Origin of the sequence: [Zimmermannella] faecalis ATCC 13722 (assembly GCF_000381765.1) — a bacterium.
GTDB lineage: Bacteria > Actinomycetota > Actinomycetes > Actinomycetales > Microbacteriaceae > Gulosibacter > Gulosibacter faecalis.
In genome coordinates, this window is record NZ_KB907082.1 from 116,618 (window position 1) to 143,397 (window position 26,780).

Annotated in this window: 27 protein-coding genes and 1 tRNA gene; 9 read left to right on the plus strand and 19 right to left on the minus strand. The window is 68.2% G+C overall.

The genetic code is table 11. The annotated features are described in order from the left end of the window. Positions 1–11: 11 nt before the first annotated feature. From xseA to G328_RS0111325, 3 genes are read left to right on the plus strand one after another with little or no spacing between them, the layout of a single operon-like run. Complete coding sequence (gene xseA / locus G328_RS0111315) at positions 12–1,223, plus strand: exodeoxyribonuclease VII large subunit (RefSeq protein ID WP_019619470.1); 1,212 nt, start codon at positions 12–14, stop codon at positions 1,221–1,223. Positions 1,224–1,228: 5 nt separating this feature from the next. Beyond that, on the plus strand, positions 1,229–1,516 hold the full coding sequence (locus tag G328_RS0111320) for an exodeoxyribonuclease VII small subunit (protein WP_019619471.1): 288 nt from the start codon (positions 1,229–1,231) through the stop codon (positions 1,514–1,516). A 3-nt stretch (positions 1,517–1,519) separates the two neighbouring features. Further along, on the plus strand, positions 1,520–2,176 hold the full coding sequence (locus G328_RS0111325; protein ID WP_019619472.1) for a DUF4245 domain-containing protein: 657 nt from the start codon (positions 1,520–1,522) through the stop codon (positions 2,174–2,176). An 83-nt stretch (positions 2,177–2,259) separates the two neighbouring features. Here the strand turns inward: G328_RS0111325 and G328_RS0111330 are convergent, their stop codons facing one another. From G328_RS0111330 to G328_RS0111345, 4 genes are all read right to left on the minus strand, one after another. Continuing rightward, positions 2,260–3,684 carry a class II fumarate hydratase gene (locus G328_RS0111330; RefSeq protein ID WP_390295465.1) on the minus strand — a complete coding sequence of 475 codons (1,425 nt, stop codon included), beginning with the start codon at positions 3,682–3,684 and terminating at the stop codon, positions 2,260–2,262. A gap of 51 nt (positions 3,685–3,735) precedes the next feature. Continuing rightward, on the minus strand, positions 3,736–4,191 hold the full coding sequence (locus G328_RS15225) for a prepilin peptidase (protein ID WP_019619474.1): 456 nt from the start codon (positions 4,189–4,191) through the stop codon (positions 3,736–3,738). A 93-nt stretch (positions 4,192–4,284) separates the two neighbouring features. Then, positions 4,285–5,676: a PhoH family protein gene (locus tag G328_RS0111340; RefSeq protein ID WP_019619475.1), complete on the minus strand. Its 1,392-nt coding sequence runs from the start codon at positions 5,674–5,676 to the stop codon at positions 4,285–4,287. Positions 5,677–5,982: 306 nt separating this feature from the next. After that, positions 5,983–6,771: an isoprenyl transferase gene (locus tag G328_RS0111345; protein ID WP_019619476.1), complete on the minus strand. Its 789-nt coding sequence runs from the start codon at positions 6,769–6,771 to the stop codon at positions 5,983–5,985. 39 nt (positions 6,772–6,810) lie between these two features. On the opposite strand from G328_RS0111345, the gene trhA reads away from it, so the two are divergent. Then, positions 6,811–7,533 (plus strand): PAQR family membrane homeostasis protein TrhA, encoded by a 723-nt coding sequence (trhA, locus tag G328_RS0111350; RefSeq protein WP_019619477.1) that lies wholly within the window; start codon positions 6,811–6,813, stop codon positions 7,531–7,533. 26 nt (positions 7,534–7,559) lie between these two features. Here the strand turns inward: trhA and G328_RS0111355 are convergent, their stop codons facing one another. Genes G328_RS0111355 through mca form a run of 3 tightly spaced genes read right to left on the minus strand, consistent with a single transcriptional unit; the run spans position 7,560 to position 10,641 of the window. After that, complete coding sequence (locus G328_RS0111355; protein ID WP_019619478.1) at positions 7,560–9,392, minus strand: AMP-dependent synthetase/ligase; 1,833 nt, start codon at positions 9,390–9,392, stop codon at positions 7,560–7,562. Beyond that, positions 9,389–9,739, minus strand: coding sequence for an FxsA family protein (locus G328_RS15230; RefSeq protein ID WP_019619479.1), 351 nt, complete (start codon positions 9,737–9,739; stop codon positions 9,389–9,391). The genes G328_RS0111355 and G328_RS15230 overlap by 4 nt, the downstream gene beginning before the upstream one ends. Continuing rightward, entirely contained in the window at positions 9,736–10,641 is a 906-nt protein-coding gene (gene mca / locus G328_RS0111365) for a mycothiol conjugate amidase Mca (RefSeq protein ID WP_019619480.1), read from the minus strand. Before mca ends, G328_RS15230 begins: the two co-directional genes overlap by 4 nt. Positions 10,642–10,724: 83 nt before the next feature. Here mca and G328_RS15235 point away from each other — a divergent pair, with 83 nt between their 5' ends. Beyond that, a complete protein-coding gene (locus G328_RS15235) occupies positions 10,725–11,123 on the plus strand; it encodes a DUF4307 domain-containing protein (protein WP_235619881.1) in 399 nt (132 codons plus the stop codon). Positions 11,124–11,250: 127 nt separating this feature from the next. Beyond that, entirely contained in the window at positions 11,251–11,736 is a 486-nt protein-coding gene (gene greA, locus G328_RS0111375) for a transcription elongation factor GreA (RefSeq protein ID WP_019619482.1), read from the plus strand. 95 nt (positions 11,737–11,831) lie between these two features. Here greA and ilvA read toward each other — a convergent pair whose 3' ends face one another. The 12 genes from ilvA to eno all read right to left on the minus strand — a co-directional run bounded on the left by ilvA (position 11,832) and on the right by eno (position 22,786). After that, positions 11,832–13,088, minus strand: a complete 1,257-nt coding sequence (gene ilvA, locus G328_RS0111380; RefSeq protein WP_019619483.1) for a threonine ammonia-lyase — start codon at positions 13,086–13,088, stop codon at positions 11,832–11,834. Next, the gene (locus G328_RS15240) at positions 13,081–14,295 is read right to left on the minus strand and encodes an AI-2E family transporter (RefSeq protein ID WP_083919637.1); all 1,215 of its coding nucleotides are present in this window, start codon (positions 14,293–14,295) and stop codon (positions 13,081–13,083) included. The genes ilvA and G328_RS15240 overlap by 8 nt, the downstream gene beginning before the upstream one ends. Before the next feature lie 6 nt (positions 14,296–14,301). Further along, positions 14,302–14,874, minus strand: coding sequence for a LemA family protein (locus tag G328_RS0111390; protein WP_019619485.1), 573 nt, complete (start codon positions 14,872–14,874; stop codon positions 14,302–14,304). 85 nt (positions 14,875–14,959) lie between these two features. After that, entirely contained in the window at positions 14,960–15,946 is a 987-nt protein-coding gene (locus G328_RS0111395; RefSeq protein WP_019619486.1) for an ABC transporter substrate-binding protein, read from the minus strand. Positions 15,947–15,999: 53 nt separating this feature from the next. Further along, entirely contained in the window at positions 16,000–16,800 is an 801-nt protein-coding gene (locus tag G328_RS0111400; RefSeq protein ID WP_019619487.1) for an amino acid ABC transporter ATP-binding protein, read from the minus strand. Continuing rightward, positions 16,797–17,963 (minus strand): amino acid ABC transporter permease, encoded by a 1,167-nt coding sequence (locus G328_RS0111405; protein ID WP_019619488.1) that lies wholly within the window; start codon positions 17,961–17,963, stop codon positions 16,797–16,799. Before G328_RS0111405 ends, G328_RS0111400 begins: the two co-directional genes overlap by 4 nt. A 175-nt stretch (positions 17,964–18,138) precedes the next feature. Then, positions 18,139–18,705 carry a GNAT family N-acetyltransferase gene (locus G328_RS15245; RefSeq protein ID WP_019619489.1) on the minus strand — a complete coding sequence of 189 codons (567 nt, stop codon included), beginning with the start codon at positions 18,703–18,705 and terminating at the stop codon, positions 18,139–18,141. A 152-nt stretch (positions 18,706–18,857) separates the two neighbouring features. Next, positions 18,858–18,931, minus strand: a tRNA-Leu gene (locus G328_RS0111415). 69 nt (positions 18,932–19,000) lie between these two features. Next, positions 19,001–20,350: an NAD(P)/FAD-dependent oxidoreductase gene (locus tag G328_RS0111420; RefSeq protein WP_019619490.1), complete on the minus strand. Its 1,350-nt coding sequence runs from the start codon at positions 20,348–20,350 to the stop codon at positions 19,001–19,003. A 108-nt stretch (positions 20,351–20,458) separates the two neighbouring features. Further along, complete coding sequence (locus G328_RS0111425) at positions 20,459–20,983, minus strand: DUF501 domain-containing protein (protein ID WP_019619491.1); 525 nt, start codon at positions 20,981–20,983, stop codon at positions 20,459–20,461. Further along, the gene (locus G328_RS15250) at positions 20,980–21,405 is read right to left on the minus strand and encodes an FtsB family cell division protein (protein ID WP_019619492.1); all 426 of its coding nucleotides are present in this window, start codon (positions 21,403–21,405) and stop codon (positions 20,980–20,982) included. Before G328_RS15250 ends, G328_RS0111425 begins: the two co-directional genes overlap by 4 nt. Positions 21,406–21,493: 88 nt before the next feature. Further along, positions 21,494–22,786: a phosphopyruvate hydratase gene (gene eno / locus G328_RS0111435; RefSeq protein WP_019619493.1), complete on the minus strand. Its 1,293-nt coding sequence runs from the start codon at positions 22,784–22,786 to the stop codon at positions 21,494–21,496. Between the two features lie 287 nt (positions 22,787–23,073). Between eno and G328_RS0111440 the strand changes: the two genes are divergently transcribed. From G328_RS0111440 to G328_RS0111450, 3 genes are read left to right on the plus strand one after another with little or no spacing between them, the layout of a single operon-like run. Continuing rightward, positions 23,074–24,141: an LLM class flavin-dependent oxidoreductase gene (locus tag G328_RS0111440; RefSeq protein WP_019619494.1), complete on the plus strand. Its 1,068-nt coding sequence runs from the start codon at positions 23,074–23,076 to the stop codon at positions 24,139–24,141. A 29-nt stretch (positions 24,142–24,170) separates the two neighbouring features. Further along, complete coding sequence (locus G328_RS0111445) at positions 24,171–25,286, plus strand: LLM class flavin-dependent oxidoreductase (RefSeq protein WP_019619495.1); 1,116 nt, start codon at positions 24,171–24,173, stop codon at positions 25,284–25,286. Between the two features lie 30 nt (positions 25,287–25,316). After that, positions 25,317–26,690 (plus strand): NtaA/DmoA family FMN-dependent monooxygenase, encoded by a 1,374-nt coding sequence (locus tag G328_RS0111450; RefSeq protein WP_019619496.1) that lies wholly within the window; start codon positions 25,317–25,319, stop codon positions 26,688–26,690. Positions 26,691–26,780: the final 90 nt, after the last annotated feature.

Here is a 26,780-nt window from a genome sequence, read left to right on the forward strand (position 1 = left end):
GGTGAACTCGCTTGGCGGCGAACCAGTCAACCCCCGAGACCCCGTTTCAGGTGTCGTATATCTCGCAGGCGATCCACGACTGGGTCGCGAAGCTCGGCAGTGCCTGGGTCGAGGGCGAGCTCACGAGCTACGACATTCGCGGCGGTCACGCCTACGCGAAGATCCGCGACCTCGAGCAGGACGCCTCGCTGTCGATCGTGATGTGGCGGTCGGTGCGCGAGCGCCTCACCGAACAGTTCAAGAAGGGCGACCGCGTCATCATCAACGCGAAGCCCGACGTGTGGGTCAAGGGCGGCTCGCTCTCACTGCAGGTGTACGACATGCGCCACGTCGGCATCGGCACGCTGCTCGAGCAGCTCGAGCGGCTGCGTCGCAAGCTAGGCGAGGAGGGGCTGTTCAACCTCGACCGTAAGCGCCGGCTGCCGTTCCTCCCGAATCGCATCGGGCTCATCACGGGCCGCGATTCCGACGCCGAAAAGGATGTGCGCCGCAACGCCGAGCTGCGGTGGCCGGCCGTGCAGTTCCGCACCGAGTACGCGCGCGTGCAGGGCGATAGCGCCGCCGCCGAGGTCGTCGCGGCGCTCCGGCTGCTCGACGATGACCCCGAGGTCGACGTCATCATCATCGCGCGCGGCGGCGGCGACTTCCTGCACCTGCTGCCCTTCAGCGACGAGACGCTCGTGCGGGCCGCGGCGGCCGCGAACACCCCGATCGTGAGCGCGATCGGGCACGAGGCCGACCGCCCAATTCTTGACGAGGTCGCCGACCTGCGCGCCTCGACGCCGACCGACGCCGCGAAGCGGGTCGTGCCCGACGTTGCCGAGCAGCTCGACCTCGTCTCGCAGCTGCGCGCGCGCATCCGCCGCCACCTCACCGACCTCGTGCGGGTCGAGGGGCGTCGCTTCGAAGACCTGCGGTCGCGGCCGGCCCTCGCGAACCCGAGCTGGATGATCGACCAGCGCGGCGACGAAGTCGGCCGCTACGCGACTCGCGCAAATGAGCTCATGGACTGGCACCTGCGGCGCTTCGACGACCAGGTCACGGGTCTCGGCCACCGACTCGCGGCGCTGTCGCCGCTCGGTACGCTGCAGCGCGGCTACGCCATTGTCGAACGAGTCGACGGCGACTCCCCCGGCGTCATCGCCGCGACCGGCCAGGTCGAATCCGGCGCGAAACTCAATATCCGTGTCACCGACGGCAGAATCGAGGCAACCGTAGAATGAGCAGCATGGCCGAATCGCAGCCAGCAGGCAGCCCGACAGCAGACCAACAGCACCCCGGCAGTGGGTCGACTGAACCGACCCCGGTCTCGGAGCTGAGCTTCGAACAGGCCCGAGACGAACTCGCGCTCGTGGTGCAGTCGCTCGAACAGGGCTCGCAGTCGCTCGAAGACTCGCTGCGCCTGTGGGAACGGGGCGAAGCACTCGCCGGCCGGTGCGAGCACTGGCTCAAGGGCGCGCGCGAGCGCCTCGAACGCGCCCGCGAGGCGAACGACCCCGAAGCTGCCGAGGAGTAGCGCTTGGCCGACCTCCCCAACGAATCCCGCGTCGTCGCCGAACTCGGCCGGCCTGAGACGCCCGAAGAGACCGCCGCCCGCAAAGCGGAATCGTCGCGCAAGTACCGTCAGCGCAAGACCGTCCAGAACCTCATCGCCGCACTCGGCGTGAGCGTCGCGCTCATGGCCGTCATGATCCTCGTCGTGCCGCGCGACGACCAGGAGCAGCTGCCCGACATCGACTACACGCAGGCCGCCGCCGAGGCGCAGCCGCAGTTCGAGGTTGAGCTCGTGGTGCCGGAGCTCGGCGACGACTGGCAGTCGAACGGTACCGAGATTCGCACCGGAAACGACGACGTCACCGAGTGGTACATCGGGCTGCTGAAGATCGAGAACGACCGCGCCGACGAGTTCGTTGGCGTCCGCCAGGCCGTGAACGCGAACGACACCTGGACGTATAGTAAGGTCGGCAACCGCACGCCCACCGGCACGACCAACGTCGGCGGCATCACGTGGGACGAGTACGACTACACCGACCTCGACCGTGAGGATGCGGGCAATAACCGGTACGTGCTCGTCGCGACGCGCGCAGGGTCGACCTATATCGTGTTCGGCTCGGGCTCGATCGAGTCGGTGCAGGAGGTCGCGAGTTCGATCGCCGACCAAATTCCGGCTGAGTAGTCGGCGCCCGACCGACTCACCACACGAACGAAGAAGCCGGCCGGCCCGCGAATGCGGGCCGGCCGGCTTCTTCGATGCACGCCCTACAGGTTCGGCGTCGTCATCTTCAGCACGTCGAGCTTCGCGTCGAGTTCAGCCTCGGTGATCTCACCGCGCTCGACAAAGCCAAGGTCGATGACCGCCTGGCGCACCGTCACCTTGCTCGCGACGGCGTGCTTCGCGACCTTCGCCGCGGCCTCGTAGCCGATCACGCGGTTGAGCGGCGTCACGATCGAGGGCGACGACTCCGCGAGGTCGCGCGCGTGCTCGACGTTCGCCTCGAGGCCCTCGATGGTCTTGTCGGCGAGCACCCGCACCGAGTTCGCGAGCAGGCGGATCGACTCGAGCAGCACGGTGCCCATGAGCGGGATCTGCACGTTGAGCTCGAACGAGCCCGAGGCGCCACCGAACGCGATCGCCGCGTCGTTGCCGATGATGCGCGAGGCGACCATGAGCACCGCCTCGGGGATCACGGGGTTCACCTTGCCGGGCATGATCGACGAGCCCGGCTGGAGGTCGGGAATCGCGATCTCGCCGAGGCCTGTGTTCGGGCCCGAGCCCATCCACCGCAGATCGTTGTTGATCTTCACGAGCGACACCGCGATCGTGCGCAGCGCGCCCGAGGCCTCCACGAGCCCGTCGCGGGCGCCCTGGGCCTCAAAGTGGTCGGCGGCCTCGTGCAGCGGCAGGCCAGTGTTCGAGGCGAGCTCGGCAATGACCTGCTCCGAGAAGCCGGCCGGCGTGTTGATGCCCGTACCGGTGGCGGTGCCGCCGAGGGGCACCTCGGCGACGCGCTCGATCGTCGCGTTCACGCGGTCGACACCAAGGCGGAGCTGGCGGGCGTAGCCGCCGAACTCCTGGCCGAGGGTGACGGGGGTGGCGTCCATGAGGTGCGTGCGGCCCGCCTTCACGGCGTCCTTCCACAGCTCCGCCTTCGCCTCGAGTGCGCCGGCGAGGTGCTCGAGCGCCGGCACGAGCTCCTCGAGGAGTGCACCGGTGACCGCGACGTGGGCCGAGGTCGGGAAGACGTCGTTCGACGACTGCGACGCGTTCACGTGGTCGTTCGGGTGCACCTGCTCGCCGAGCGATGCCGACGCGAGGGTCGCGAGCACCTCGTTCATGTTCATGTTCGAGCTCGTGCCCGACCCGGTCTGGTAGACGTCGATCGGGAACTGGTCGAGGTGCTGGCCGCCGATGATCTCCTCGGCCGCGGCCACGATCGCCTTGGCACGGCCACCGTCGACGATGCCGAGCTTCTCGTTCACGATCGCGGCGGCGCGCTTGATCTGCGCGAGCGCGATGATCTGCCGGTCTTCGAGGCGGCTGCCCGAGATCGGGAAGTTCTCGACGGCGCGCTGCGTCTGGGCCGCGTAGAGCGCGTTCTTCGGAACTCGCACCTCGCCCATCGTGTCGTGCTCGATCCGGTACTCGGTCTCGGGGGTGTTCACCACGTGTGTGCCTTTCTCCACGGCGAAAATTCGACCTCCTCAGCCTAGTTGACGGGCGGGATCACGGGCTGGTTACTTGCCAGACGCCCACCAGACCGCCGCGACCCAGAATCCGAGCAGCAGCCAGGGGCCGAAGGCGAGCTGCGCATCCCGCCGCCGCGTGCGCACGAGCACAATAAGCGCCGCGAGGCCACCCGAGGCGAAGGCGATCACGAGCCCGAGCGCCGCATTCACTGGCCCGACGAGCCCGAGTCCGATCGCGAGCGGCACCGCGAGCTTCACGTCGCCGAGGCCGAGCCCTGCGACCACCGCGAAGAGCCCGAACAGCACGAGCGCTGCGGCACCCGCCACAACGCCCGCGGTCGGGAAAGACCCGGTCGTCGCCCAGTCGACGACAAGACCCACCAGGCCCGCGATCCAGCCCGGCAGGGTCCAGACGTTCGGCAGCCGATGCTCGCGCAGATCTGCAGCAACAAGCGGCCCCGTGGCCACGGCGAAGTACGCGATGACGACGACGCTCCCCCACATACGTCCGAGCGTAGGCGCCCACACGAATCGGCCGCCGAGTTGTCCACAGGCACACGGCGGCCGATTCGAGTCGTTACGAAGTCGCGGGCCCGGCTAGAAGTTGTAGTCCTCGAGCAGGTCGGTCACGAGCGCCGCGATTTCGCTGCGCTCCGAGCGCGTGAGCGTGATGTGCCCGAACAGCCGGTGCCCCTTCAGCGTCTCGATCACCGAGGCGATGCCGTCGTGACGCCCGACCCGCAGGTTGTCGCGCTGAGCGACGTCGTGGGTGAGCACGACCTTCGAGTTCTGTCCGATGCGCGAGAGCATCGTGAGCAGCACGTTGCGCTCGAGCGACTGCGCCTCGTCGACGATCACGAACGCGTCGTGCAGCGACCGGCCTCGGATGTGCGTGAGCGGGAGGACCTCAAGCATGTTGCGACCGATCACCTCGTCGATGACGTTGTCCGACACGATCGAAGACAGCGCGTCGTAGACCGCCTGCCCCCACGGGCTCATCTTCTCGTCGGCGTCACCCGGCAGGTAGCCGAGCTCCTGCCCGCCCACCGCGTAGAGCGGACGGAAAACCATGATCTTGCGCTGCAGCTGCCGCTCGAGCACGTGCTCAAGCCCCGCCGCGAGCGCGAGCGCCGACTTCCCGGTGCCCGCCCGACCGCCAAGCGAGACGATGCCGACCGTCGGGTCCATGAGCAGGTCCATCGCGAGCCGCTGCTCGGCCGAGCGGCCGTGCAGGCCGAACACGTCGCGGTCGCCGCGCACGAGGCGCACCTTGCCGGGTTCGACGACGCGGCCGAGGGCCGAACCGCGCTCGGAGCTGATCACGAGCGAGGTGTTCACCGGGTGCGCCGCGACCTCGTCGGTCTCGAGTTCCTCGGCGTCGTAGAGGGTGCCCATGTCGTCGGCGCCGAGGGCAAGCTGCCCAAGCCCCGTGTAGCCGGTGTCGCGCGCGAGCTCGTGCCGGTACTCGTCCGCCGCCATGCCGATTGCGGAGGCCTTGACGCGCATCGGGGTGTCCTTTGACACGACCGTGACGTGCGCGCCCTCGGAGGCGAGGTTCGCCGCGACCGCGAGGATGCGCGTGTCGTTGTCGCCCTGCTGCATGCCGCTCGGGAGGATCTGCTGATTCGAGTGGTTCAGCTCGACGCGGATCGTGCCGCCCTGCTCGCCGACCGGCATCGGCAGGTCGAGCCGCCCATACTCAACGCGAAGCTTGTCGAGCAGTCGCAGCGACTGGCGGGCGAAGTAGCCGATCTCGGGGTCGTGGCGCTTCTTCTCGAGCTCGGTGACGACGACGATCGGAATCACGACCTCGTGCTCCTCGAAGCGGAACATCGCGCGCGGGTCGCTGAGCAAGACCGAGGTGTCGAGCACGTAGGTGCGCACCGCGACCCGATCGCCCGTCTCACCCCCGCCCTGCGGCTCGCGCTGCGCATCCGTTGCCGCTGCGTTCGTGTCGTCGAGGTGTTCGGGAATGGTGGTGCTGGTCACGGAATTCGCTCCTCGCCGAGCGGGTGCTCGTTGCTGGTGCGAAACGGCCACGGGGGTTACGACGCGAACTTATGTGGCCGCCTCGATCAGGACGCATACCTGATACCTGCAACCTACGCCGAGGCGGCTCGACAACGCGGTAGCCGAGGGCAGTTCTTCGAGGTCATTGCCGGTTCGTCACCGGAAGTTCATCTGCGGCGTTACTGGTGTGACGCAAGTGACGGATGTTGTGCTCACGACGGCAAAACCATCACCAAAGTTGCAACCCGCGCTTGAGGGTTCCGGCGTGTCGGCCGACACGCCGGCCTATTTGCCGTAGCGGCGCTCGCGCTTCGCGAAGTCGCGCAGGGCGCGGAGGAAATCGATCTCGCGCAGGTCGGGACCGAGCGCCTCGACGAAGTAAAACTCGGAGTGCGCGGCCTGCCAGAGCATGAAGTCACTGAGCCGCTGCTCCCCCGACGTGCGAATCATGAGGTCGGGGTCGGGTTGACCACCGGTGTAGAGGTGTTCGCCGATCATCTCGGGCGTGAGGATGTCGGCGAGCTCCTGGATGCTCCCGCCCGAGTCGGCGTGCCCCTGCACGATCGAGCGCATCGCCTCGACGATCTCGTTGCGCCCGCCGTAGCCGATTGCGAGGTTGACGTGCGGCCCGCGCGCCTCGCGCGTCGACGCCTCGACCCGCTCGAGCGTCGATGCGAGTTCGGGGGCGAGCCCCTCGGTCGACCCGACGTGCTGCACTTGGAATCGCCCGGCCTCGGCGATCTCGTCGGCGAGCAGGCCGATGATCACCATGAGTTCGCGCAGCTCGTCGGGCGAGCGGCTCGTGAGGTTGTCGCGCGAAAGCAGGTAGAGCGTGACGGTGCCGACATGGGCACGGTCGCACCACCGCAGAAACTCGATCATCTTTGCGGCGCCGGCGCGGTGCCCCGCGGCGGCGTCCTCGAGTCCGAGCTGCTTCGCCCAGCGCCGATTCCCGTCGATGATCATCGCGAGGTGATTCGGGCGGGTTTGCGTGCGCTGCAGGGAGTTCCACAGCCGACGCGCGTACAGCCGATACAGGAAGGCTGGGATGCGCACGACGGTTTTGCGATTCACACCCGTCAATCTAGTGCACCGCGTACGATCGGGAGCGTGATGAAGACGAGTGATCGACGCGCCGCGACACGGCCCGACTCCCCCGCGACGACGGGCGAGGCGGGCACAACGTCGTACCTCGCGGTCGCCCGACCGCTCCTGCGCGGCTGGCTGCACACGGGCGCTGCGCCCCTCGCGCTCGTGCTCGGCACCCTACTGTTCCCGTTCGTACACAGCGCGCGAGGCGTCGCCGCGGTGACCGTGTTCACGCTGTGCTCGATCATCCTGTTCGGGATGTCGGCGCTGTACCACCGCTTCGACTGGAAGCCGCGCACGAAGGCGCTCCTGCGCCGCTTCGACCACGCAAACATCTTCTTGCTCATCGCCGGCACCTATACGCCGCTCGCGCTACTCGCCCTCCCGCCGCAGAAGGGCTGGATCCTGCTCGCGCTCGTGTGGACGGTCGCCGTCATCGGCATCGTCTTCAACGTCGCCTGGATCACGGCACCGCGCTGGCTCACGACCGCCCTCTATCTCGCCACCGGCTGGATCGCGATGATGTACATCGTCGACCTCGTGCACGCCTCGGTCGGCATGATGGTGCTCGTGCTCGTCGGCGGGCTCATCTACACGGCGGGCGCCGTCGTCTACGCGCTCAAGCGGCCGAACATCTGGCCGAACACGTTCGGGTTCCACGAGGTGTTCCACGCCGCCACGGTCGCCGCGTGGGTGTGCCACTGGGCCGCGATCCTGCTCATCGTGCTCGACCCGGTCACGGGCTAACCTCGCCTGACCGGGCGCAGGCGGCGCTACTTGCGGTCGTAGATCTCCTCGAGCGACTCCGCAAAGTGTTCGAGCACAACGCGCCGCACGAGCTTCGTCGAGGCCGAGACCTCCCCGCGATCCTCGCTGAAGGCGCGGGGCACGATCACGAACTTGCGAATCGACTCGGCCCGCGACACGTGTTCGTTTGCGCGATCGACGGCCGACTGCAGCGACTCGAGCACGGCCGGATGCGTGCGGGCCTCCGCGAGCGTCAGCTCGCCAAGGTCGTGGTTGCGCAGCCACCCGGGCAGCATCGACTCGTCGAGCGAGATGAGCGCGCCGATGAACGGGCGGCCGTCGCCGACGACCATGATCTCGCCAATGAGCGGATGCGACCGCAGGTCGTTCTCGAGCACGGCCGGCTGCACGTTCTTGCCGCCCGACGTGACGAGAATCTCCTTCTTTCGCCCTGAGATGCGCAGGTAGCCGTCGGCGTCGATCTCCCCGAGGTCGCCCGTGTGGAACCAACCATCGGCATCGACCGATTCGGCCGTCGCGTCGGGACGGCCTCGGTAGCCACGGAACAGGCTCGGCCCCTTGATGAGTACCTCGCCGTCGTCGGCGATCGCGAGCGACATGCCCGGATACGGCGCCCCGACCGTGCCGATCTTGCTGCGCCCCGGTCGGTTGACGCTCGCCGGAGCGGTCGTCTCGGTGGCCCCGTAGCCCTCCATGATCATGACGCCGAGGCCGCGATAGAAGTGCGCGTGCCGGGTCGACAGCGCGGCGCCGCCCGAGATTGCGAACTCGACGTGGCCGCCCATGACCTCGCGCACCTTCGCGAGTACGAGCCGATCGGCGACGGCGTGCCGGGCGCGGAGCCCGAGGCCGGGACCGCCCTTCGCCTCAAGCGCCTCGGAATAGCACACGGCCGTGTTCACTGCCCAGCGGAAGAGCCGCAGCTTCGCGCCCGAGCCCGCCTTCGCATCCGCCGCGTTGTAGACCGTCTCGAACACCCGCGGCACGGCGATGAGCCACGTCGGTTTGAATGCCTGAAGGTCGTCGACGAGCCGCTTCGTGTCCGGCGCGTAGCCGAGCACCGAGCCGGAGTGCACGCAGAGGAACTGTGCGAAGCGCCCGTAGACGTGCGCGAGCGGCAGGAACAGCAGCGTGCGCTTCGCTGCACCGTCGTCGCCGGACGTCACGACGTGGCCAAGGCCCGGGTCGAGCACGCCGTTCACGACGTGGGCGAGCCAGTTGCGGTGAGTGAGCGCGACGCCCTTCGGGCGGCCGATCGTGCCAGAGGTGTAGACGATCGACGCGACGTCGTCGATGCGCACGCCGTCGGTGAGCTCGGCGAGCCGGTCGTCGTCGATCTCGGCGTCGGCGCCCCGCTGCGCGAGCGTGTCGAGATCGCCGCAGTCGATGACGTAGACGCGCTCGAGCCCCGTGCGCTCGCGAATCTGCTCGGCAAGCGCCGCGTGTTCCTCGGTCTCGACAATGAGGGTCGCGATGTTCGAGTCGGAGCAGATCCACTCGAGCTGCTCCGCCGACGAGGTGTGATACACCGGCACGACGACGCCGCCGACGCCATACACGGCGAAGTCGGCGACGGTCCAGTCGTAGCGGGTGCCGGCCATGATGCCGACCGTGTCGCCCGTTGTGACGCCGGCCGCCGCGAGCCCGCGGGCGACGGCGCGCGCGTCATCGACGAGCTGACCGACGGTGATCGCCTCGAAGTCACCCTCGCGGCGATGCTCGCCGAACACCGAGTCGCGCCCGCGCGCCGCGCGCCGCTCGAGCATCCCGAGCAGCGTGTCGGTCTCGGCGAACTCGCCGAGCCCCTCGCTTTCGACGGTGTTCGTGATCGCGGTCACGAGCGCGGCTCCCCCGCGTCGGGCGAAGGATCGTCGTGGCTCGGCTCGTCTGGCCCGGGCGTCGCGTCAGGCTGTTCGGGGCGGGCGCGCTCAGCCGCCCGCGCGGCGTCCTCTTCAGCCGCCTCGCGTTCGAGCTGCTCGCGGATGTCATAGCGAGCGTTCGCGCGCGCCGAGCGACGCATGAGGCTCATCGCGAGCAGGCCGACGGCGAGCATGAGCAGCATCGTCGCGAAGAACCCGATGGGCCCCGGCGTCACGTCGACGGGGTCAAACGGCAGGTCGGTCGGCGACGGGCTCGGCGATGGTGTCGCCACGGCGGCGAGCAGGTTCGGCAGGTGGAGGGTCATCGCGCGGGGTGCTCCTGGGAATCTTGGCCGTCGCTCGCGGCAGGGTCGTCGTCGGCGATGCCGTTGAAGAGATCGTTCTCAGGCAGCTCGCAGGGTACGCGCGAGGCGACGAGCTCGTAGTCGTCGTACGGATACGCGAGGCGCTCGAGGTCGCGCGGGTAGCCGAAGAAGAACTCGTTGTCGGGCCCGACCTGGCTCGCGTGCGCGCGAAGGGCTGCGTCGCGCACCTGAAAGTGCTCCTCGATCGAGATCTGGGTCGTGATGTTCGCCTGGCCCTCCATGAGCCGCGCGAGCATCGCCTCGACGCGCTCGGTGAGGTGCACCTCGGGGTGGTCTTTCAGCAGTTCGGCCATCGACTTCGCGCGCTGCTGGTTCATCGTGCGGTCGTAGTAGAGCTTGAGCGGCGCCCAGGGCTCGCCGAGCTCGGCGTACCGGTCTTCGCCCGCGAGCTGCCACGCGAGCATCGTCACCTCGTGGGTGCGAATGTGGTCGGGATGCGGGTAGCCGCCGTTCTCGTCGTACGTCACGAGCACGTGCGGGCGGAACTCGCGAATGAGGCGCAGCAGCGGTCGCACGCTCACCTCGAGGGGGATGCGCGCGAACACGCCGGGCTCGAGCCGGCCGTCTTCGGGCATGTCGGAGTCGCGATACCCGAGCCACCGGTGCTCGACGCCGAGCACCCGCTGCGCCTCGGACATCTCGAGGCGACGCAGGCCCGGAAGGTCGCGCTCGGCATGCGAGCGCGCGTGCACGGCAGTGTTGAGGATGCTCCCGGCCTCCCCACCCGTGCAGCTCACGATCATGACCTCGGCGCCGCCGTGCACGTACGCGGCGTAGGTCGCCGCACCCTTTGACGACTCGTCGTCGGGGTGGGCGTGGACGGCAAGCAACCGAAGCGACACGGCAAAACTCCTGATTCCGGTGCGACATCGTGCCGGCGGTAGGCTGGCACCAAAGGGAAATCTTATCGCGGGGAATGGGCAGCGTGACCGATCTCGACACCAGGTACGGGCGAACCCGCACCCAGCGCCGTTCGCCGCGGTGGCTGTGGGGTGGCCTGTTCGGCGTCCTCGTCGCCGGCGTCATCGCGTTCTGGGGCTTCTCGCAGCTCAATGCCGCCGCGACGATCGAGGCGCAGACCGGTGGGTTCACGGTGGCGTCTGACAGCGAGGTCTCGGTAACGGCGCGGGTCTCGGTGCAGCCGGGCACGCCGGTCGCCTGCGCCCTCGAAGCGACGAACACGACCCAGACGGTCGTCGGCTACAAGGTGGTCGAGCTCGAGGCCGCCACCGAGCAGCACCGAACAGTGCACGTCACGCTTCGCACGACGGGGCCTGCTGTAGGGGCCGCGGTCGCCGAATGCTGGGTACTCGACGGCGAGTAGCGCGGGAAAAATCCCTGATCGCTTCGGCGCGCCTGGCCAGACCGCATTTGGACGCGCTAGAATAGTCGCTATTGCAGCAGCCTCGACGCGGTCGAGGCTGCGTTGTTATATCCAAGGAGACTGACCGATGACCACCTCTGAGCCCACCTGGCTGACGCAGGCCGCGTACGACCGTTACGCCGAGGAACTCGAGTTCCTCACGACGACCCGCCGCGTCGAAATCGCCAAGGAGATTCAGGAAGCCCGCGAAGACGGCGACCTCAAGGAGAACGCCGGCTACCACGCCGCGAAGGATGAGCAGGGGCAGATCGAGTCGCGCATCGTCGAGCTCGAGGCGCTCCTGAAGTCGGCCGAGGTGCACGAGGCTCCGCAGGCATCGGGCCGCGTTGAGCTCGGCACCGTCGTGAGCGCCAAGGTGGCGGGCCGCGACCAGCGTTTCCTCTACGCGAGCACCGAGCTGCAGGGCGAGACCGACCTGCGCATCTTCTCGCCCGAAAGCCCCATCGGCAAGGTCATTGACGGCCTGAAGATCGGCGAGAAGGCGAGCTACGAGGCGCCGAACGGCCAGCAGGTCGAGGTCGAGATCACGAACGTCGAGACCTTCGAGTCGTAAGGGGCTTCGCGGCCGCACGGCCACAGCAACCGTCACAAGGGTGGCGGCGGGTATTCCCGCCGCCACCCTTGTGCATGTGGGTGATTGCTCGCTGGCTAGACCGTCGCATTGCGGTCGATGCGCGGCTCGTAGCCGGCTTCGCGCAGCGCCGCGATCACCTGCCGCGCGTGGGTGGTACCGCGGGTCTCGACCGAGACCTCGAGCTCAACGCGGTCGATCTGCAGCGCCTTGTTGTGCCGCGTGTGGAGCACCTCGATGACGTTCGCGCCGATGTCGGCGAGGATCGTCGCGATGCGCGCGAGGTGCCCGGGCACATCCTGCAGCGCGATGACGAGCTTGAGGTAGCGGTCGGACGCCGTGAGGCCCTGCGAGATCACCTTTTCGAGCATCATCGGGTCGATGTTGCCGCCAGTGAGCAGCGCGACCGTCTTGCCCGTGTCGCGCACCTCCCCGCTGAGGATCGCGGCGACGGTCGCCGCGCCCGCCGGTTCGGCGACGAGCTTCGCGCGCTCGATGAGCAGCAGGATCGCGCGCGAGAGGTCGCCCTCCGACACCGTGATGATGCGGTCGAGGTAACGACGAACAAGCTCGAACGTGAGCGAACCGGGCTCGGCCACCGCGATACCGTCGGCGATCGTGGGGCGCGCCGCGATCTTCACCGGGTGCCCCGATTCGAGCGACACGGGGAACGGCGCCGAGTTCGCGGCCTGCACACCGATCACCTGAATCTCGCGCCCCGCTTCGGCTGCGTACTGCTTCAGCGTCGCGCCGAGCCCCGCCGCGAGGCCACCGCCGCCGATCGGCACGAGCACCGTGTCGAGATCGGGCAGCTGATCGATGAGGTCGAGCGCGAGCGTGCCCTGCCCCGTGATGATGTCGGGGTGATCGTACGGGTGGATAAACACCGCCCCCGTCTCCTCGGCAAAGCGTTGGGCACCGGCGAGCGCCTCGGCGACGCCGTCACCCTCAAGGCGAATCTCGGCGCCGTAGCCCGCCGTCGCCTCGAACTTCGGGATCGGCACGCCCTTCGGCATGAAGATGGTGGCGGGGATGCCGAGCTCACGCGCGGCGAACGCGACGCCCTGCGCGTGGTTGCCGGCCGAGGCGGCGACGACGCCGCGGGCGCGCTCGTCATCGGTCAGCTTCGAGAGCCGGTTCGTCGCGCCGCGGAGCTTGTACGAGCCCGTGCGCTGGAGGTTCTCGGCCTTGAGGAACACCTCGGAGCCGACGTACTGCTGCAAAAATCGTGCCGATTCCAGCGGCGTGGTGCGCGTCGTCTTGCGCACAATGTCTCTGGCGGCCCGCACGTCGTCAAGAGCTGGAACGAACGAGGTGTCGAGCGATTCACTCACCTGGAGTGGCCTTCTTTCTCACGCGAATTTTTAGGGGACGACGCACGGGAATTTTCTCGGCGTGCGTATCGAACGCGGGTTCGAGCCCGCGGGTCGGGTCGGGTTCATCGCGCCACTTGCCCGACGCGATGTACCGCACCATGACGTTGACCGCCGCGACCAGCGGCACCGCGACGACGGCGCCGGCGATGCCGGCGAAGATCGAGCCCGCGCTCACCGAGACCAGGATCGCCAGTGGGTGAAGTTGGACCGCCTGCCCCATGATGAGGGGCTGCAGGACGTTCGACTCGATCGCCATGACGGCGACCACGATAATCAGCATAATCACTGCGGGCCAGAGCCCGTGCGCGAGGAGCGCGAGCACGACCGCGAGGGCCCCCGACAGGAACGCACCGATAAGCGGCACGAACGCGAACAGGAACACGATGATGCCGATCGCGAGCGAGAACGGCACCTGCAGCACGACCGCGCCGATGTAGATGCCGACCGCGTCGATGAGCGCAACGACCACCTGCACTCGCACGTAGTGGCCGACCGAGATCCACGCGCGCTCCCCCGCACCGTCGACCGCGGCGCGAGCCGCGCGCGGGAAGAGGCGCACGACGAAGAGCCAGAGGCGGCGTCCGTCGAGCAGGTAGAAGATGATCGCGAAGATCGTGAACGCGAACCCGGTCGCGATACCGGCGATTGTGCTGCCGGCGGTGAGGGTCGTCTCGATGAGCGTGCCCGCGTTCGTCTCGAGCCACGCGGTCGCGCTCGTCAGCCACTCCATGAGCTGCGCCTCGTTGAGGTGCAGCGGCGAGTTCTCGGCCCACGAGATGAACTCCTCGTAGCGGGTCGTGAACTGCGAAAGGTCGAGCCGCTCCCCCGTGCGGAACGCGAGCACCGTGAGCGCGACGAGCGCCGCCACCGCGCCGAACAGGGCGACGAGTGCCGCGACGAGCGCGAACCCCTTGTGCCAACCGAGGCGGAATCGCAGGTAGTTCGTGAGCGGCACGAGCAGGGCCGTGAACAGCAGCGCGACGACGAGCGGCACGACGATGAATGTCGTCTTCGCGAGCAGCCAGAAGATCGGGATACACCCGACGACGATAATGATCCATCGCCACGACCAGGCCGCGGCGATGCGCACCGGCCTCGCGACGAGGTCGGCGTCACTATCGCCCGCGGCCTGCGGGGGTCGTGGTGCCTGGGTGGACCCTGCCATACGGCGCTAGAACTGCACCCGCGGCGGCTCCGAGATGGCGGCGCGATCGGCGACGTCAAAGAACTCGTGGTCGTGGAAGCCGAACGGCCCGGCGATGAGGTTGTTCGGGAACACCTTGATCGATGTGTTCAGCTCGCGCACGCTGCCGTTGTAGTAGCGGCGCGACGACTGAATCTTGTCTTCGGTCTGCACGAGGTCGCGCTGCAGCTGCGTGAAGTTGTTGCTTGCCTGCAGCTGCGGATACGCCTCCGCGACCGCGAACAGGCTGCGCAGGGCTCCCTGCAGGTGGTTCTCGGCCTGCGACGCCTGACCTGGGGTCGACGCCTGCAGCGTCTCGCTGCGAGCCCGCGTGACGTCTTCAAACACGCGCTGCTCGTGCTTCGCGTATCCCGCGACCGTGTTGATGAGGTTCGGGATGAGGTCGGCACGCCGTTTCAGCTGCACGGTGATGTCGCTCCACGCCTCATCGACGCGAATGCGATTCTTCGTGAGGCGGTTATAGGTCGTCCACACCCAAATGACGAGGGCGATGACGACGACCGCGATGACAATAAGGGTGATCAGCAGCGCCGGTTCCATGCTGGCAGTCTAAACAGCGTGCGTGCGCGCAGCCTCACAGACTGCGCGCACGTTGCCGATTGCTACTTCGGGACTACTCCGAGGACTACTCGCGGGGCAGGCCCTGCGGGTTGAGCTCCGACTCGTCGATCGCCTCGGCGTCGAGCGCCCATCGGTCGATGACCTCTTGGTACTCGCCCGACTCGATCGCCGAGTTGAGCACGAGCTGCACGGGCTCGATCAGGCCGTTGCCCTTTGCGGTCGTCGCGCCGATCCGCGCGGTATCGGGCCAACCACCGTTCAGCGTGCCGACCACTTCGGTCTCGCCGGTCGCCGCCGCCGCGTACGCGAGGGTCGCGTTCGGCGCGAGCAGCGCATCCACCCGCCCCGACTGCAGCGCGAGTACGGCTGCGGCGTTGTCGTCGTAGTAGACGAACTCGACGGGGTCGAGGCCGTTCGCGACGTTCTCGGCGTCCCACGCCTGCAAGACCTTCTCTTGGTTCGTGCCGGAGCCGACGACGATCTTGAGCCCCGCAACGTCGGGCGCCGACTCGATCTTATCGATGTCAGGGTTGCCGGCCTTCACCGAAAAGCCGAGCACGTCTTCGCGGTAGGTAGCGAAGTCGAAGAGGTCTTTGCGCTCCTCCGTCACGGTGACGTTCGAGGTGATGAGGTCGTACTTGCCCGACTCGACGCCGAGCGGCCAGTCGGCCCACGACACGGGCACGAGCTTGAGCTCGAGCCCGAGACCGTCGGCAATGAGCTGCGCGAAGTCGGCCTCGCTGCCAATGATCGTGTCGGGGTCGTCCTCAGCGGCAATCGCGAGCGGCGCCGTGTAGGGCGAGATCGCGACCGTGAGGGTGCCCTCGGTGATGGGTTCGAAGCCGCTCTCCTTAAGCGCTTCGATGGCCTCTGGCACCTCGTCGAGGCGGGGGCGGTCTTCGGCGTTTGCCGAGGTGAGGTCGAAGCTCGGTCCCGAGCTCGTCGAGCCGGTCGTGGCCTCACTCACGGGGTTCGTGCAGGCCGTGAGGGCGAGCGCGGCCGCGGCGAGCACGGGCAAAATGCGGGCGAGACGGGGGCGGGTCGTTGGCACTGGTGGCTCCTGAGAGTTCTGGGGCGTGGAGGGGGATGGATGAACGAGGTGAGTTAGGCGGCGGGCTCGGCCGGCGCGAGGAAGCGACGCAGGAAGTCGCGCGTGCGCGCCTCCTGCGGGTTCCCGAGCACCTGCTCGGGCGGCCCCTGCTCGACGAGGCGGCCTTCGGCCATGAAGACGACGCGGTCGGCGAGGTCGCGAGCGAAGCTGATCTCATGTGTGACGACGATGAGGGTGCGGCCCTGGTCGGCGAGGTCGCGAATCACCGCGAGCACCTCCCCCACGAGCTCGGGGTCGAGGGCTGAGGTCGGTTCGTCGAACAGCATGACGTCGGGGTCAAGCATGAGCGCGCGGGCAATCGCAACGCGCTGCTGCTGCCCGCCCGAGAGCTGGCGCGGATAGCGGTCGGCGAGTGCGGCGAGCCCCACGCGGCCGAGCAGCTCGAGGCCCCGCTCGCGCGCCGCAGCCTTGCTCCGGAGCTTGCGCGAGGTCACGGGCAGCGTGACGTTCTCGAGCACCGTGAGGTGCGGGAACAGGTTGAACTGCTGGAACACCATGCCGACGCGCAGGCGGCGCTCGAGGATCTCGCGTTCGCTGAGTTCGAGCAGCTCGTCGCCGCGTTCGGCGTAGCCAATGAACTCGCCGTCAATCGTGATTTCGCCGAGGTCGATCGTCTCGAGGTGGTTGATCGAGCGCAACAGCGTCGACTTGCCCGAGCCCGAGGGGCCGAGCAGCACGACGACCTCGCCCGGGCTGACGGTGAGGTCGATGCCATGGAGCACCTCGACGTCGCCGTACGACTTGTGCACGTTGCGCAGCTCGACGCGGCCGCGGGTCGTGGTGGTGGCGGTCATGCGAGGTCCTCTCGGTTCGTCAGTGTCGTGTTGGTCGCGGCGCTGTTCGTGAATGGCGCATTCGCGTCTCCCGACGTGACGGCGGTCGGCCCAGTGGTGACGGCAACGCGTTCGCGGTTGCGCGCAGCGGCCGCGGCGTCGATGCGGGTGGGCACCGGGTTCGGGCGTCGCGGGGCGAGCCAGCGGCGCAGGCGCTCGGTCGGCGACGGCGGCAGCTGCTGGGCGGAACCACGCGCGTAGTGGCGCTCGATGTAGTACTGGGCGACGTTGAGCACGCTCGTGATGACGGCGTACCAAACGACCGAGACGAGCAGCAGCGGAATCACGAGCTGGTTGCGGTTGTAGATGACCTGCACTGTGTAGAACAGCTCGGGCAGGGCGACGATGAACACGACCGAGGTGCCCTTGACGAGCCCGATGACCGAGTTGAACGCGTTCGGCACGATCGAGCGCAGTGCCTGCGGGAGCACGATGCGGAAGAACCGGGTGCTGCGCGGCAGCCCGAGCGCCTTCGACGCCTCGACCTGGCCCGCGTCGACCGAGAGCAGGCCGCCGCGAATGATCTCGGCAGAGTACGCGGCCTCGTGCAGCGAGAGGCCGAGGATCGCGGCCGTGAACGCCGAGATGAGCTGCACCGTGTTCACCTCGAGCAGCCAGAAGTCGGTCGTGAACGGGGTGCCGAGCCCGAGGGTGGGCCAGAGGTAACCGAGGTTGTACCAGACTACGAGCTGCACCACGAGCGGCACGGCGCGGAAGAACCAGATGTACGTGCTCGCGAGGCCCGACAGAATCGGCGACCCGCTCATCCGCATGACGGCGAGGATGCCGCCGAGCACGAACCCGATCGTCGCCGAGATGGCGGTGAGCGCGAGGGTGATGCCGACGCCCTCGACGACCTGCACCGAGAGGAAGTACTGCGCGAACACGTCCCAGCGCCACTGCGGGTTGCGCACGAGCGAGACGGCGAACTGCGCGACGAAGAACAGCGCGATCGCGGCGAAGATCCAGCGGCCGTAGTGGCGGCGAGTGCGGATACGCCGGGTCGGGGGCACGGCGCGGGTGCCCGTGGCGGACTCGTGCTGAGCTTCGAGGTCGGGCTGCTGCGTGGTGGCCTGCGGCGCGTCGTGCGCGACGTCGACCGGCGCGTGGGTGGTGTGCGTCACGAGGGCTCCTCGTCTGGCGATGGTGGTCGGGGTGAGACGACTTCAGCACGCAGACGACAGGGCCGCGACTTCGTTACGACACGAAACGACGCGGACGCGTAATAGTTGTCACGGAAAGAAATATGACGGCGCCGGGCTCGACATCTCGGCGCTGATCAGCGATAAGCACCGAGCGTCAGTCGCGGTGCGCGACGAGCTCGTGAAAGTCGACGAGTTGCGCCCGCGCGAGGTCGGGCAGCACCGAGGCGTCGACGCCCTCGACGAGCGCGCGCGTGTACGGGTGCACCGTGAACGCCTCGGGGTCGTAGTGCGCCGTGTAGCCGGCGTGCTGGTAGAGCCGGTCGGCCTCGGGCTGGCGGGGCCCGGTCGTAAGGTAGACGAGCGTGTACCCGAGGGCGCGGGCCTCGTCCTCGAGGCGCGCGAGCAGTCGCGACGCGAGCCGCTGGCCGCGGCGGTCGGGATGCGACCAGATCTTCTTGAACTCGGCGATATCGCCGTCAAAGTGCTTGATGGCGCCGGTCGCGATCGCCTCGTCGCCTTCGAAGAGCGCCACGAACGCTCCTCGGTTCGCGACGACGTACTGCACCTCGAGGTTTCGATACACCTCGTCGCGGGCACTGTGCCCGTCGAGGTCGCCATAGCGGCCGTCGTACTCGCGCACGAGGTCTTCGAGCACCGGCTGGATGCGCGCATCCGTCGGCTCAACAATTTCGAATCGCTGCGTGGCGAGAAGGTCGCTCATGAGTGCTCCTGGGATAGTCGCGTGGTGCGGCACGCGGTCGGTGCGAGAGAAAGCTGCGCAGCCGTCTTGTGCGGCCGCGCGCTCACTTCACCACCGCGAAACGTGGTGCGCAATACGCGGCGTAACACTGCGCATCCGAATGACGGAAAGTGTCCCCCCGGTCGGGTTCGAACCGACACTTTCGCGATTTTAAGTCGCGTGCCTCTGCCAGTTGGGCTACGGGGGGCTGCGGGCGTCTCGTGAGAACGACGTCGCCGCCGCACCCCTGACAGGATACGGCGGCGACGTCGTTCGGCTACTTCGCCTCTTCGGTCTTCGGCGCGGCCGGCTTCGGCCGGGTCGCGAAGCGCTCGAAGAAGGCCTTCGGCTGGCTCACCTTGCCGAGCGACACGAAGTCGCGGCCGAGCACGAGCTGGCCCGCCCAGCCGCCGAACACGCGAATCTTGCGCTCGTAGGTGGGGATGGCGACGCCGTGGTAACCGCGGTGCATCGCCCAGGCCGGAAGGCCCGTGATCGCGGTCTTGCCCGACTGGAACGCACCGATGCCGAGGCCGAGGCCGGCAACGGCGCCGATGTTCTCGTGGTAGTAGTCAGTCGGCGCGTCACCGCGCAGCGTCGCGACGATGTTCTCCGAGAGCACCTTGGCCTGGCGCACGGCGTGCTGCGCGTTCGGCACGCAGAAGCCGTTGACGCCGCCGCCCGAGAGGTCGGGCACCGCGGCGATGTCGCCGGCGGCCCAGGCGTCCTCGACGATGCCGTCGTCGCCCTCGACCCGCAGGTCGGCGCGCACGCGCACGTTGCCGCGCTCGCTCACGGGGAGGTCGGTGAAGCCCTTCGCGAGGGGGTTCGCCATCTGGCCCGCGGTCCAGACGATGACGTCGGTCGGGAACTTGTCGCCGTTCGAGGTCTCGACGACGCCGTCGACGGCCGAGGTGCACTGCGTGTTGAGGTGCACCGTCGCGCCGCGCTCAGCGAGGTTCTTGATGACCCAGAGGGCCGTCTCTTCGGAGACCTCGGGCATGATGCGCCCGGCAGCCTCGATGAGGTGGAACTGCACGTCGTCGAACTGCAGCGACGGGTAGTCGGCAAGCAGCGCGGTTGCGAGCGAGCGCATCTCACCGAACGCCTCGATGCCGGCGAAGCCGCCGCCGACGACGACGAACGTGAGCAGGCGCGAGCGCTCGGGGCCGGGCGCCATGGTCGACGCGCGGTTGAAGTTGTCGATGATCGTGTCGCGAACCCAGACGGCCTCTTCGACGTGCTTCATGCCCACGGCGTTGTCGGCGATACCCGGAATCGGGAACGTGCGCGACACGTTGCCCGCGGTCACCACGACGATGTCGTAGCCGAGCGTGTAGTCGTCGCCGTCTTCGGGCGTGATCGTCGCGGTCTTCGACGCGTGGTCGATCTTCGTCACCTCGGCGGTGATCACGCGGGTGCGCTTGAGGTGGCGACGCAGCGAAACGACTGCGTGCCGCGGCTCGATCGAGCCGCCCGTCACCTCGGGCAGGAACGGCTGGTAGGTCATGTAGGGAAGCGGGTCGACAAGAGTGACCTGGGCCTCTCCCGGGTTGAGCTGCTTCTCAAGCTGACGGGCCGTTGTGAACCCGGCATATCCGCCACCGACGATGAGAATCTTCGTCACGCGTCACTCCTCACTGTTGTACAAGCTTGCGACCTGCCAATGCTACCGCCGGAACATGACCCACACCTGACGATGATGTGACTTATTCGACTGATTCGGATGCGCGACTTATTCGGATGCGGCGCCGCGGGGATTCGCGCACTGGCAGACCTCCGGGCTCCACGCCGAAACTCGCAGCGCCCAGTCGCCGATGGGGTTCACACCCGGGCCGGCGGTGAGCGAGTGCGCCGCGAGGGCGTGCAGGCACTTCACGCGCGTCGGCATGCCGCCGGCCGTGACGCGGGCGATCTCCTCGACGTGCTCGATGGCCTCGCGCTGCGCGAGGTACCCCTCGTGCGCCCGCTGGTAGGCGGCGCGGAGCTCGTCGTCGGCCGCGAGCGCATCCTGCATCTCAACCATGAGGTGCGCGCCCTCGAGCCGCGACATCTCGGCCGCTGCCTCGGGATGCGTGAGATAGAACAGCGTCGGAAACGGCGTGCCGTCGGGCAGGCGCGGCGCCGTCACGACGACGGTCGGGTTGCCGCACACGCAGCGGGCGCCAATGCCGAGCACACCGCGCATGGGGCGACCGAGCTGCTCGAGCATCGTCGCGAAATCGGCCTCGGATGCGGGGCTCCAGGTGGGGGTCGTCATGGGGTCTCCTGCGGGGCGTCGGCGTCGTTCGCGCGAATCAGCGAGTCGAGGAATAGCTCGGTCGAATCGGTATTGGTTTCGTGGAGGTCGGAGCTCACGTCGGGCTCATCCTCGACCGCGGGGAGCGACTCGTCGTCGATGACGACGTAGGTCGTATCGCCCGGTTCCACGAACAGCAGCCGACCGCGGGCCTGGGCCCGGATGTAGGCGGGGTCTTCCCAGCGGTCGACCTCGTCGTTCACCTGTTCGATCTGCTGCTTCGACTCCTCGATCTGCGACTCGAGCTCGGTGATGTGCTGCCGCTGCGTGATGAGCTGCTGAATCGTCGGCACGATCATGGCGACCGACACGACGAGCACGATGAGCAGCAGGATCGAGCCGCCGGTGGGTCGGCGGCGAGCGGATGAGTTCGTCTGCGGCATCTTGCCATTCTCCCCGAACGGGGCGACGGGCCGAGCGGAATCGCTCGGCCCGTCGCCGAAGTGGTGAACCGTGAACCTGCTGAGCGGGCTAGCTGGCGGTCGGCGTGAAGCGCGGGAACGCCGAGGCGCCCGCGTACACGGCCTGGTCGCCGAGGGTTTCCTCGATGCGCAGGAGCTCGTTGTACTTCGCGACGCGGTCGGTGCGGGCCGGCGCACCGGTCTTGATCTGGCCACAGTTCGTGGCAACCGCGAGGTGCGCGATCGTCGTGTCTTCGGTCTCGCCCGAGCGGTGCGACAGCACGGCGGTGTAGCCGTGGCGCTGCGCGAGCTCGACGGCGTCGAGCGTCTCGGTGAGCGTGCCGATCTGGTTCACCTTGACGAGGATCGAGTTCGCGACCTTGAGCTCGAGGCCCTTCTGGAGGCGCTCGGGGTTCGTCACGAAGAGGTCGTCACCGACGAGCTGCACCTTGTCGCCGATGCGCGCGGTGAGCTCGACGTAGGCGTCCCAGTCTTCTTCGGCGAGCGGGTCTTCGATCGAGACGATCGGGTAGTCGGCGATGAGCTGCTCGTAGAAGTCGACCATGTCGGAGGCCGAGTGCTCGTTGCCCTCGAACTTGTAGACGCCGTCTTCGTAGAACTCGGTCGACGCGACGTCGAGGCCGAGCACGATGTCGCGGCCGAGCTCGTAGCGGGTCTCGCCAATCGACTCGACGATGAGGTCGAGCGCCTCGCGCGTCGAACCGACCGACGGGGCGAAGCCGCCCTCGTCGCCGAGGCCGGTCGACAGGCCCTTCGCGCCGATCGTCTTCTTCAGCTGGTGGTAGACCTCGGCACCCCACTGGAGCGCCTCGCGGAAGGTCTCGGCGCCGATCGGGAGAATCATGAATTCCTGCACGTCGACGCCCGAGTCGGCGTGCGCGCCACCGTTGATGATGTTCATCATCGGCACGGGGAGCACGTGGGCGTTCGCGCCGCCCACGTAGCGGAACAGCGGGAGCTCGCTCACGTCGGCCGCGGCCTTCGCGGTCGCGAGGCTCACGCCGAGGATCGCGTTCGCGCCGAGGCGCTGCTTGTTCGGGGTGCCGTCGAGCTCGATGAGCTCGGCGTCGAGCGTGCGCTGGTCGGTCGAGTCGAAGAATTCGATCGCGGGGTTGATCTCGTCGGCGACCGCCTGCACTGCCTTCTCGACGCCCTTGCCGAGGTAGCGGTCGGCGTCGCCGTCGCGCAGCTCGTACGCCTCGAACGCACCGGTCGACGCGCCCGAGGGCACGGCAGCGCGGCCGATGGTGCCGTCTTCGAGCGTGACCTCGACCTCGACCGTGGGGTTGCCGCGCGAGTCAAGAATCTCGCGTGCGTAGACATCAGTGATGAACGTCACCATTGGCTCCTCTGAGTTGGCATGTGGGATGCGTCGTCAGTCTATCCAGGACACCTTCCCATCGCCTCCGACTGTCGCGACGCGATGGCCTGGGGTTGCGGCCCGGCGCAGCCTGCCGCAGGTGTCGAACGATGAGCAACGGTGCGCACGTCATATGACCCCGCGTGACCCGCATATGAACCGCATTACCGCGCATGAATGTGCGTGACTCGCCATATTCGCACTCCACCTCGGGCACTCAATAGGTTCGCAGCCAATCGCTTACCCCTCGCCGAATTGGAGCACCCGCCATGGTCCGCGTTATTGGTCTCGACATCATCAGCAACATCCCATCGGTCGATGGAATTCAGCTCAGCGACGTCGATCGATTGAATTCCGTCGTCGAAAATGCGGTGCGGTTCGAAGAGCTCGGTTTTGACGGCTATGCCGTCGGCGAGCGTCACCACGCGCCATTCCTTTCGAGCGCGCCACCGGTCATTCTCGCGAATATCGCCGCCCGCACGTCAACGCTTCGCCTCTTTACCGGAGTGACGCTGCTCTCGGTGCTCGACCCGGTTCGCGTCGCCGAGGACTACGCGACCCTCGACCAGCTCTCGGGCGGGCGCCTCGAGCTCATCGTCGGCAAGGGCAACGGTTCGGAACAGGCCGAGCTGTTCGGCGTGGCCCGCGACGACGCGCACGTCACCGAACACGAGAACTACCGGGTACTGCGCCAACTTTGGTCGGGCGAACCCGTGCACTGGGCACCGACGCCGGGGCGGCCGACGACCCGCACCGTGCCGCTTGAGGGCTGGGTGAGCCGACCCCAGCCGCTGCAGCCGCGCATCCGTACCTGGCACGGCTCCTCGACCTCGACCGAGACCGTCGAGCTGGCGGCCGAGTACGGCGACCCGATCTGGGTCGCCAACGTGCAAAAGTCGATCGAGGGCTACGCTCCCCTCGTCGAGCGCTACCGCGAGGCGTGGCGCGAGCACGGTCGCGACCCGAAAGACGCGAAGGTCGGCGCCGGTTTCAGCCTGTTCCTCACCCGCAATTCACAAGACTCGGTCGAGGCATTCCGCCCGTTCTATGAGCGCACCGCGGCCGGCCGAGTCGACACCTATAACAACTTCGCTCCGGAAACACTCTTCCAGGATTACGACGACTACGTCGCCCGCAGTTCGTTTCTCGTCGGTAGCCCGCAGCAGGCCATCGACAAATTGACTCGATATGCGCAGGTTTATGGCCTCGACGCCATTTCAATTCCCGGTAATCGAGGCGATCTCACCGAACGCCAATGGCTCGAAAGCCTTGAACTGCTGAAAACCGAAGTTCTCCCGGCGGTTGAGGCCAATCTCGGCGCCGCCCTCGTCTCCTAACTCGTCTCCCGACTCGATTGGACTAACTCATGACCACTGCACCCTTCACCCTCGCGCTCGAGCTCGACGGAGCTGGCGCGCATCCCACCGCCTGGCGCTTCGCCGCTCACTCCCCCGCCGAGGCACTCACCCCACGCCGCCTCGCCGACAAGGTCCGCTCCGCCGAACGCGCGGGCTTCCACTACGTGACCCTGAGCGATAACACCGCCGCGCCCGAGGCAGCAGGGCCGAGCGCGGCTCGACTCGACTCGGTATTGCTCGCTGCCTTTGCCGGGCCGCTCACCTCGACGATCGGCCTCGTGCCCGTCGCCTCGGCGGTCTGGGCCGAGCCGTTCCATCTCTCGGGCCAGATCTCGAGCCTCGACCACGCCTCGGCCGGCCGCGCCGGCTGGCTCATCGACGGCACCACCTCGCCCGCCGCGAGCGCGACGCTCGGTCGAGAGGAACTCACCGGCGACGAGCTGCTCGCCGAGACGAACGATGTCGTCACTGCGGCGACCCAGCTCTGGGACTCCTGGGAAGACGACGCGGTCATCATCGACATCGACTCGGGCCGCTTCCTCGACAACCAGCGCCTCCACGCCATCAATTTCGCTTCCGAGCGCTTCACGGTGCGCGGCCCATCGATCACCCCGCGGCCGCTCCAGGGCCGCCCGCCCGTGTTCGGCCGCATCGGGGAGGTCGACCCGAGCCTCATCGACGTCGCCCTCGTGCGCGGTGACTCGGTCGAGGCCATCGCCGAGGCGGCCGCCCGGGCCCGCGAGCTCGGCGTCGGCCGCGTCATCGCCGAGGTCGAGGTGGTGCTCGATGCCCGCGGCGAGACGGCCGCCTCGCGGCTCGCCGCGCTCGACGCCGCTGCCCTGGCCGACGGTGTGCCGGCGCACCGCCCCGACTCACTGCGCGTCGTCGGCGACTCTGCCGAACTCGTCGAGCTCATCGCGCAGCTGCAGCGGGCCGTCGACGGTGTGCGCATCCTCCCGGCGGTGCTCGATGTCGACGGCGACGAGCTCGAGCGGCTCGTGCTGCCGGAGCTGCGCCGGCTGGAGATCGCCGCAGCGCCGACGTTCGGCGCCACCCTGCGCGAAACGCTCGGCCTAGAGCGCCCCGCCAATGTCTTCGCCACCGCGGCGACCACCCACGCGTAGCCCGCACCACGACGAGAACGGACCAGAATCATGACCACCACGACCGACTACCCACGCCCGAACGCCCACGTCCACTTCGGCGTGTTCTACGCCGGCGTCAACGAGGGCGTCGACTGGCAATCGCCCACGGCCCTCAACCAGATCGACTTCGAGGCGTTCCGCCAAACCATCCAGACCGCCGAGCGCGGCCTCTTTGACGCGTTCTTCTTCGGCGAGGGCCTGCGCCTGCGCGAGCACCTCGGCGAGGTCATCGAAATCAACGTCGCGGGCCGCCCCGACTCGCAGACCCACCTCGCAGCCCTCGCCGCCATCACCGACCGCATCGGTCTCGTCGCAACACAGAACGCGACTTACCACGAGCCCTACGCACTCGCCCGTCGCCTCGCGACGCTCGACGTGCTCTCGGGCGGCCGCGCGGCCTGGAACATCGTCACCACCGTGAACGGCTGGACCGGCGAGAACTTCCGCCGCGGCGGCTATGTTGACGTGCCGCGCCGCTACGAGCACGCCGAACAGAACGTGCGGCTCGTGCGCGCGCTCTGGGACTCGTGGGCGAACATCGCGCCGAGCGACTCGACGCACGCCGCCGAGTGGTCACAGGCTCCCGAGCTCATCGAGGGCGACGGCGACTTTTCGTCAGTCAAGGCCCGACTCAGCGTTCCCTCGAGCGCCCAGGGGCATCCCGTGCTTTTCCAGGCGGGCGACTCGGCCGGCGGCCGCGATCTCGCGGTCAAGCACGCCGATGTCATCTTCTCGCGCCACCTGCAGCTCGACGACGCGCTCGAGTTCGCGGCCGACATCCGCTCGCGCCTGCGCGCCGCCGGCCGGCCGGAAGACGACGTCCTGTTGCTGCCCGGCGGTTCGATCGTCATCGGCGACACCCTCGCCGACGCCGAGGACCGCTGGCGTGCCGAGCAGGAGGCCGCGCTCACCGACGCCCACGTCGTGCAGTTTGTTGAGCACACCTACGGTGAGGCGCTACCCGACTTCGACCCGAACGGCCCGCTGCCAAGCTTCGCACCGTCGACGAGCGAGATTAGCGTCGAGCGCGGCACCGTCGGCCACTACCGCACGCCGCAGGACGTCGTCGCCGAGTGGCGCGACATCAGCGAGGCGAAGGGCTTCGCGACGGCCCGCGAACTGGTCGCCCACCTCACGAGCTCGCGCTCGTTCGTGGGCACGCCCGACTCCCTCGCCGACGAACTCGCTCACGCCGTGCGCAGCGGCGCCTACGACGGGCTCAACCTCGGGCTCCGCCACGTGCCGCACGGCCTCGATGACGTCGTGAACCGGCTCGTCCCGGCCCTCCAGGAACGCGGCGCCTACCCCACCGAATACGTCGGCACGACCCTGCGCGATCACCTCGGCCTGCGCCCGCCGCTCGGCCGCCGCGCATCCGCCTAGGCCCCAACAGACCGGATGCTGCATGCCGCGGCCGCGCATCCTCACCAACTCCCCTCCCGCGCTCGCGGGCGGACTACACCTCGAAAGGGA

What these genes read in the sequence shown, in the direction of transcription:
- G328_RS0111390 (WP_019619485.1), bottom strand. Translation starts at nt 14,874, where the DNA reads ATGGAACCGGCGCTGCTGATCACCCTTATTGTCATCGCGGTCGTCGTC.
- G328_RS0111400 (WP_019619487.1), bottom strand. Translation starts at nt 16,800, where the DNA reads ATGACCGCCACCACCACGACCCGCGGCCGCGTCGAGCTGCGCAACGTG.
- G328_RS15225 (WP_019619474.1), bottom strand. Translation starts at nt 4,191, where the DNA reads ATGTGGGGGAGCGTCGTCGTCATCGCGTACTTCGCCGTGGCCACGGGG.
- G328_RS15250 (WP_019619492.1), bottom strand. Translation starts at nt 21,405, where the DNA reads ATGCCGCAGACGAACTCATCCGCTCGCCGCCGACCCACCGGCGGCTCG.
- trhA (WP_019619477.1), top strand. Translation starts at nt 6,811, where the DNA reads ATGAAGACGAGTGATCGACGCGCCGCGACACGGCCCGACTCCCCCGCG.
- G328_RS0111440 (WP_019619494.1), top strand. Translation starts at nt 23,074, where the DNA reads ATGGTCCGCGTTATTGGTCTCGACATCATCAGCAACATCCCATCGGTC.
- G328_RS15245 (WP_019619489.1), bottom strand. Translation starts at nt 18,705, where the DNA reads ATGAGCGACCTTCTCGCCACGCAGCGATTCGAAATTGTTGAGCCGACG.
- G328_RS0111425 (WP_019619491.1), bottom strand. Translation starts at nt 20,983, where the DNA reads ATGACGACCCCCACCTGGAGCCCCGCATCCGAGGCCGATTTCGCGACG.
- eno (WP_019619493.1), bottom strand. Translation starts at nt 22,786, where the DNA reads ATGGTGACGTTCATCACTGATGTCTACGCACGCGAGATTCTTGACTCG.
- greA (WP_019619482.1), top strand. Translation starts at nt 11,251, where the DNA reads ATGACCACCTCTGAGCCCACCTGGCTGACGCAGGCCGCGTACGACCGT.
- G328_RS0111445 (WP_019619495.1), top strand. Translation starts at nt 24,171, where the DNA reads ATGACCACTGCACCCTTCACCCTCGCGCTCGAGCTCGACGGAGCTGGC.
- G328_RS15230 (WP_019619479.1), bottom strand. Translation starts at nt 9,739, where the DNA reads ATGACCCTCCACCTGCCGAACCTGCTCGCCGCCGTGGCGACACCATCG.
- G328_RS0111320 (WP_019619471.1), top strand. Translation starts at nt 1,229, where the DNA reads ATGGCCGAATCGCAGCCAGCAGGCAGCCCGACAGCAGACCAACAGCAC.
- G328_RS15240 (WP_083919637.1), bottom strand. Translation starts at nt 14,295, where the DNA reads ATGGCAGGGTCCACCCAGGCACCACGACCCCCGCAGGCCGCGGGCGAT.
- G328_RS0111450 (WP_019619496.1), top strand. Translation starts at nt 25,317, where the DNA reads ATGACCACCACGACCGACTACCCACGCCCGAACGCCCACGTCCACTTC.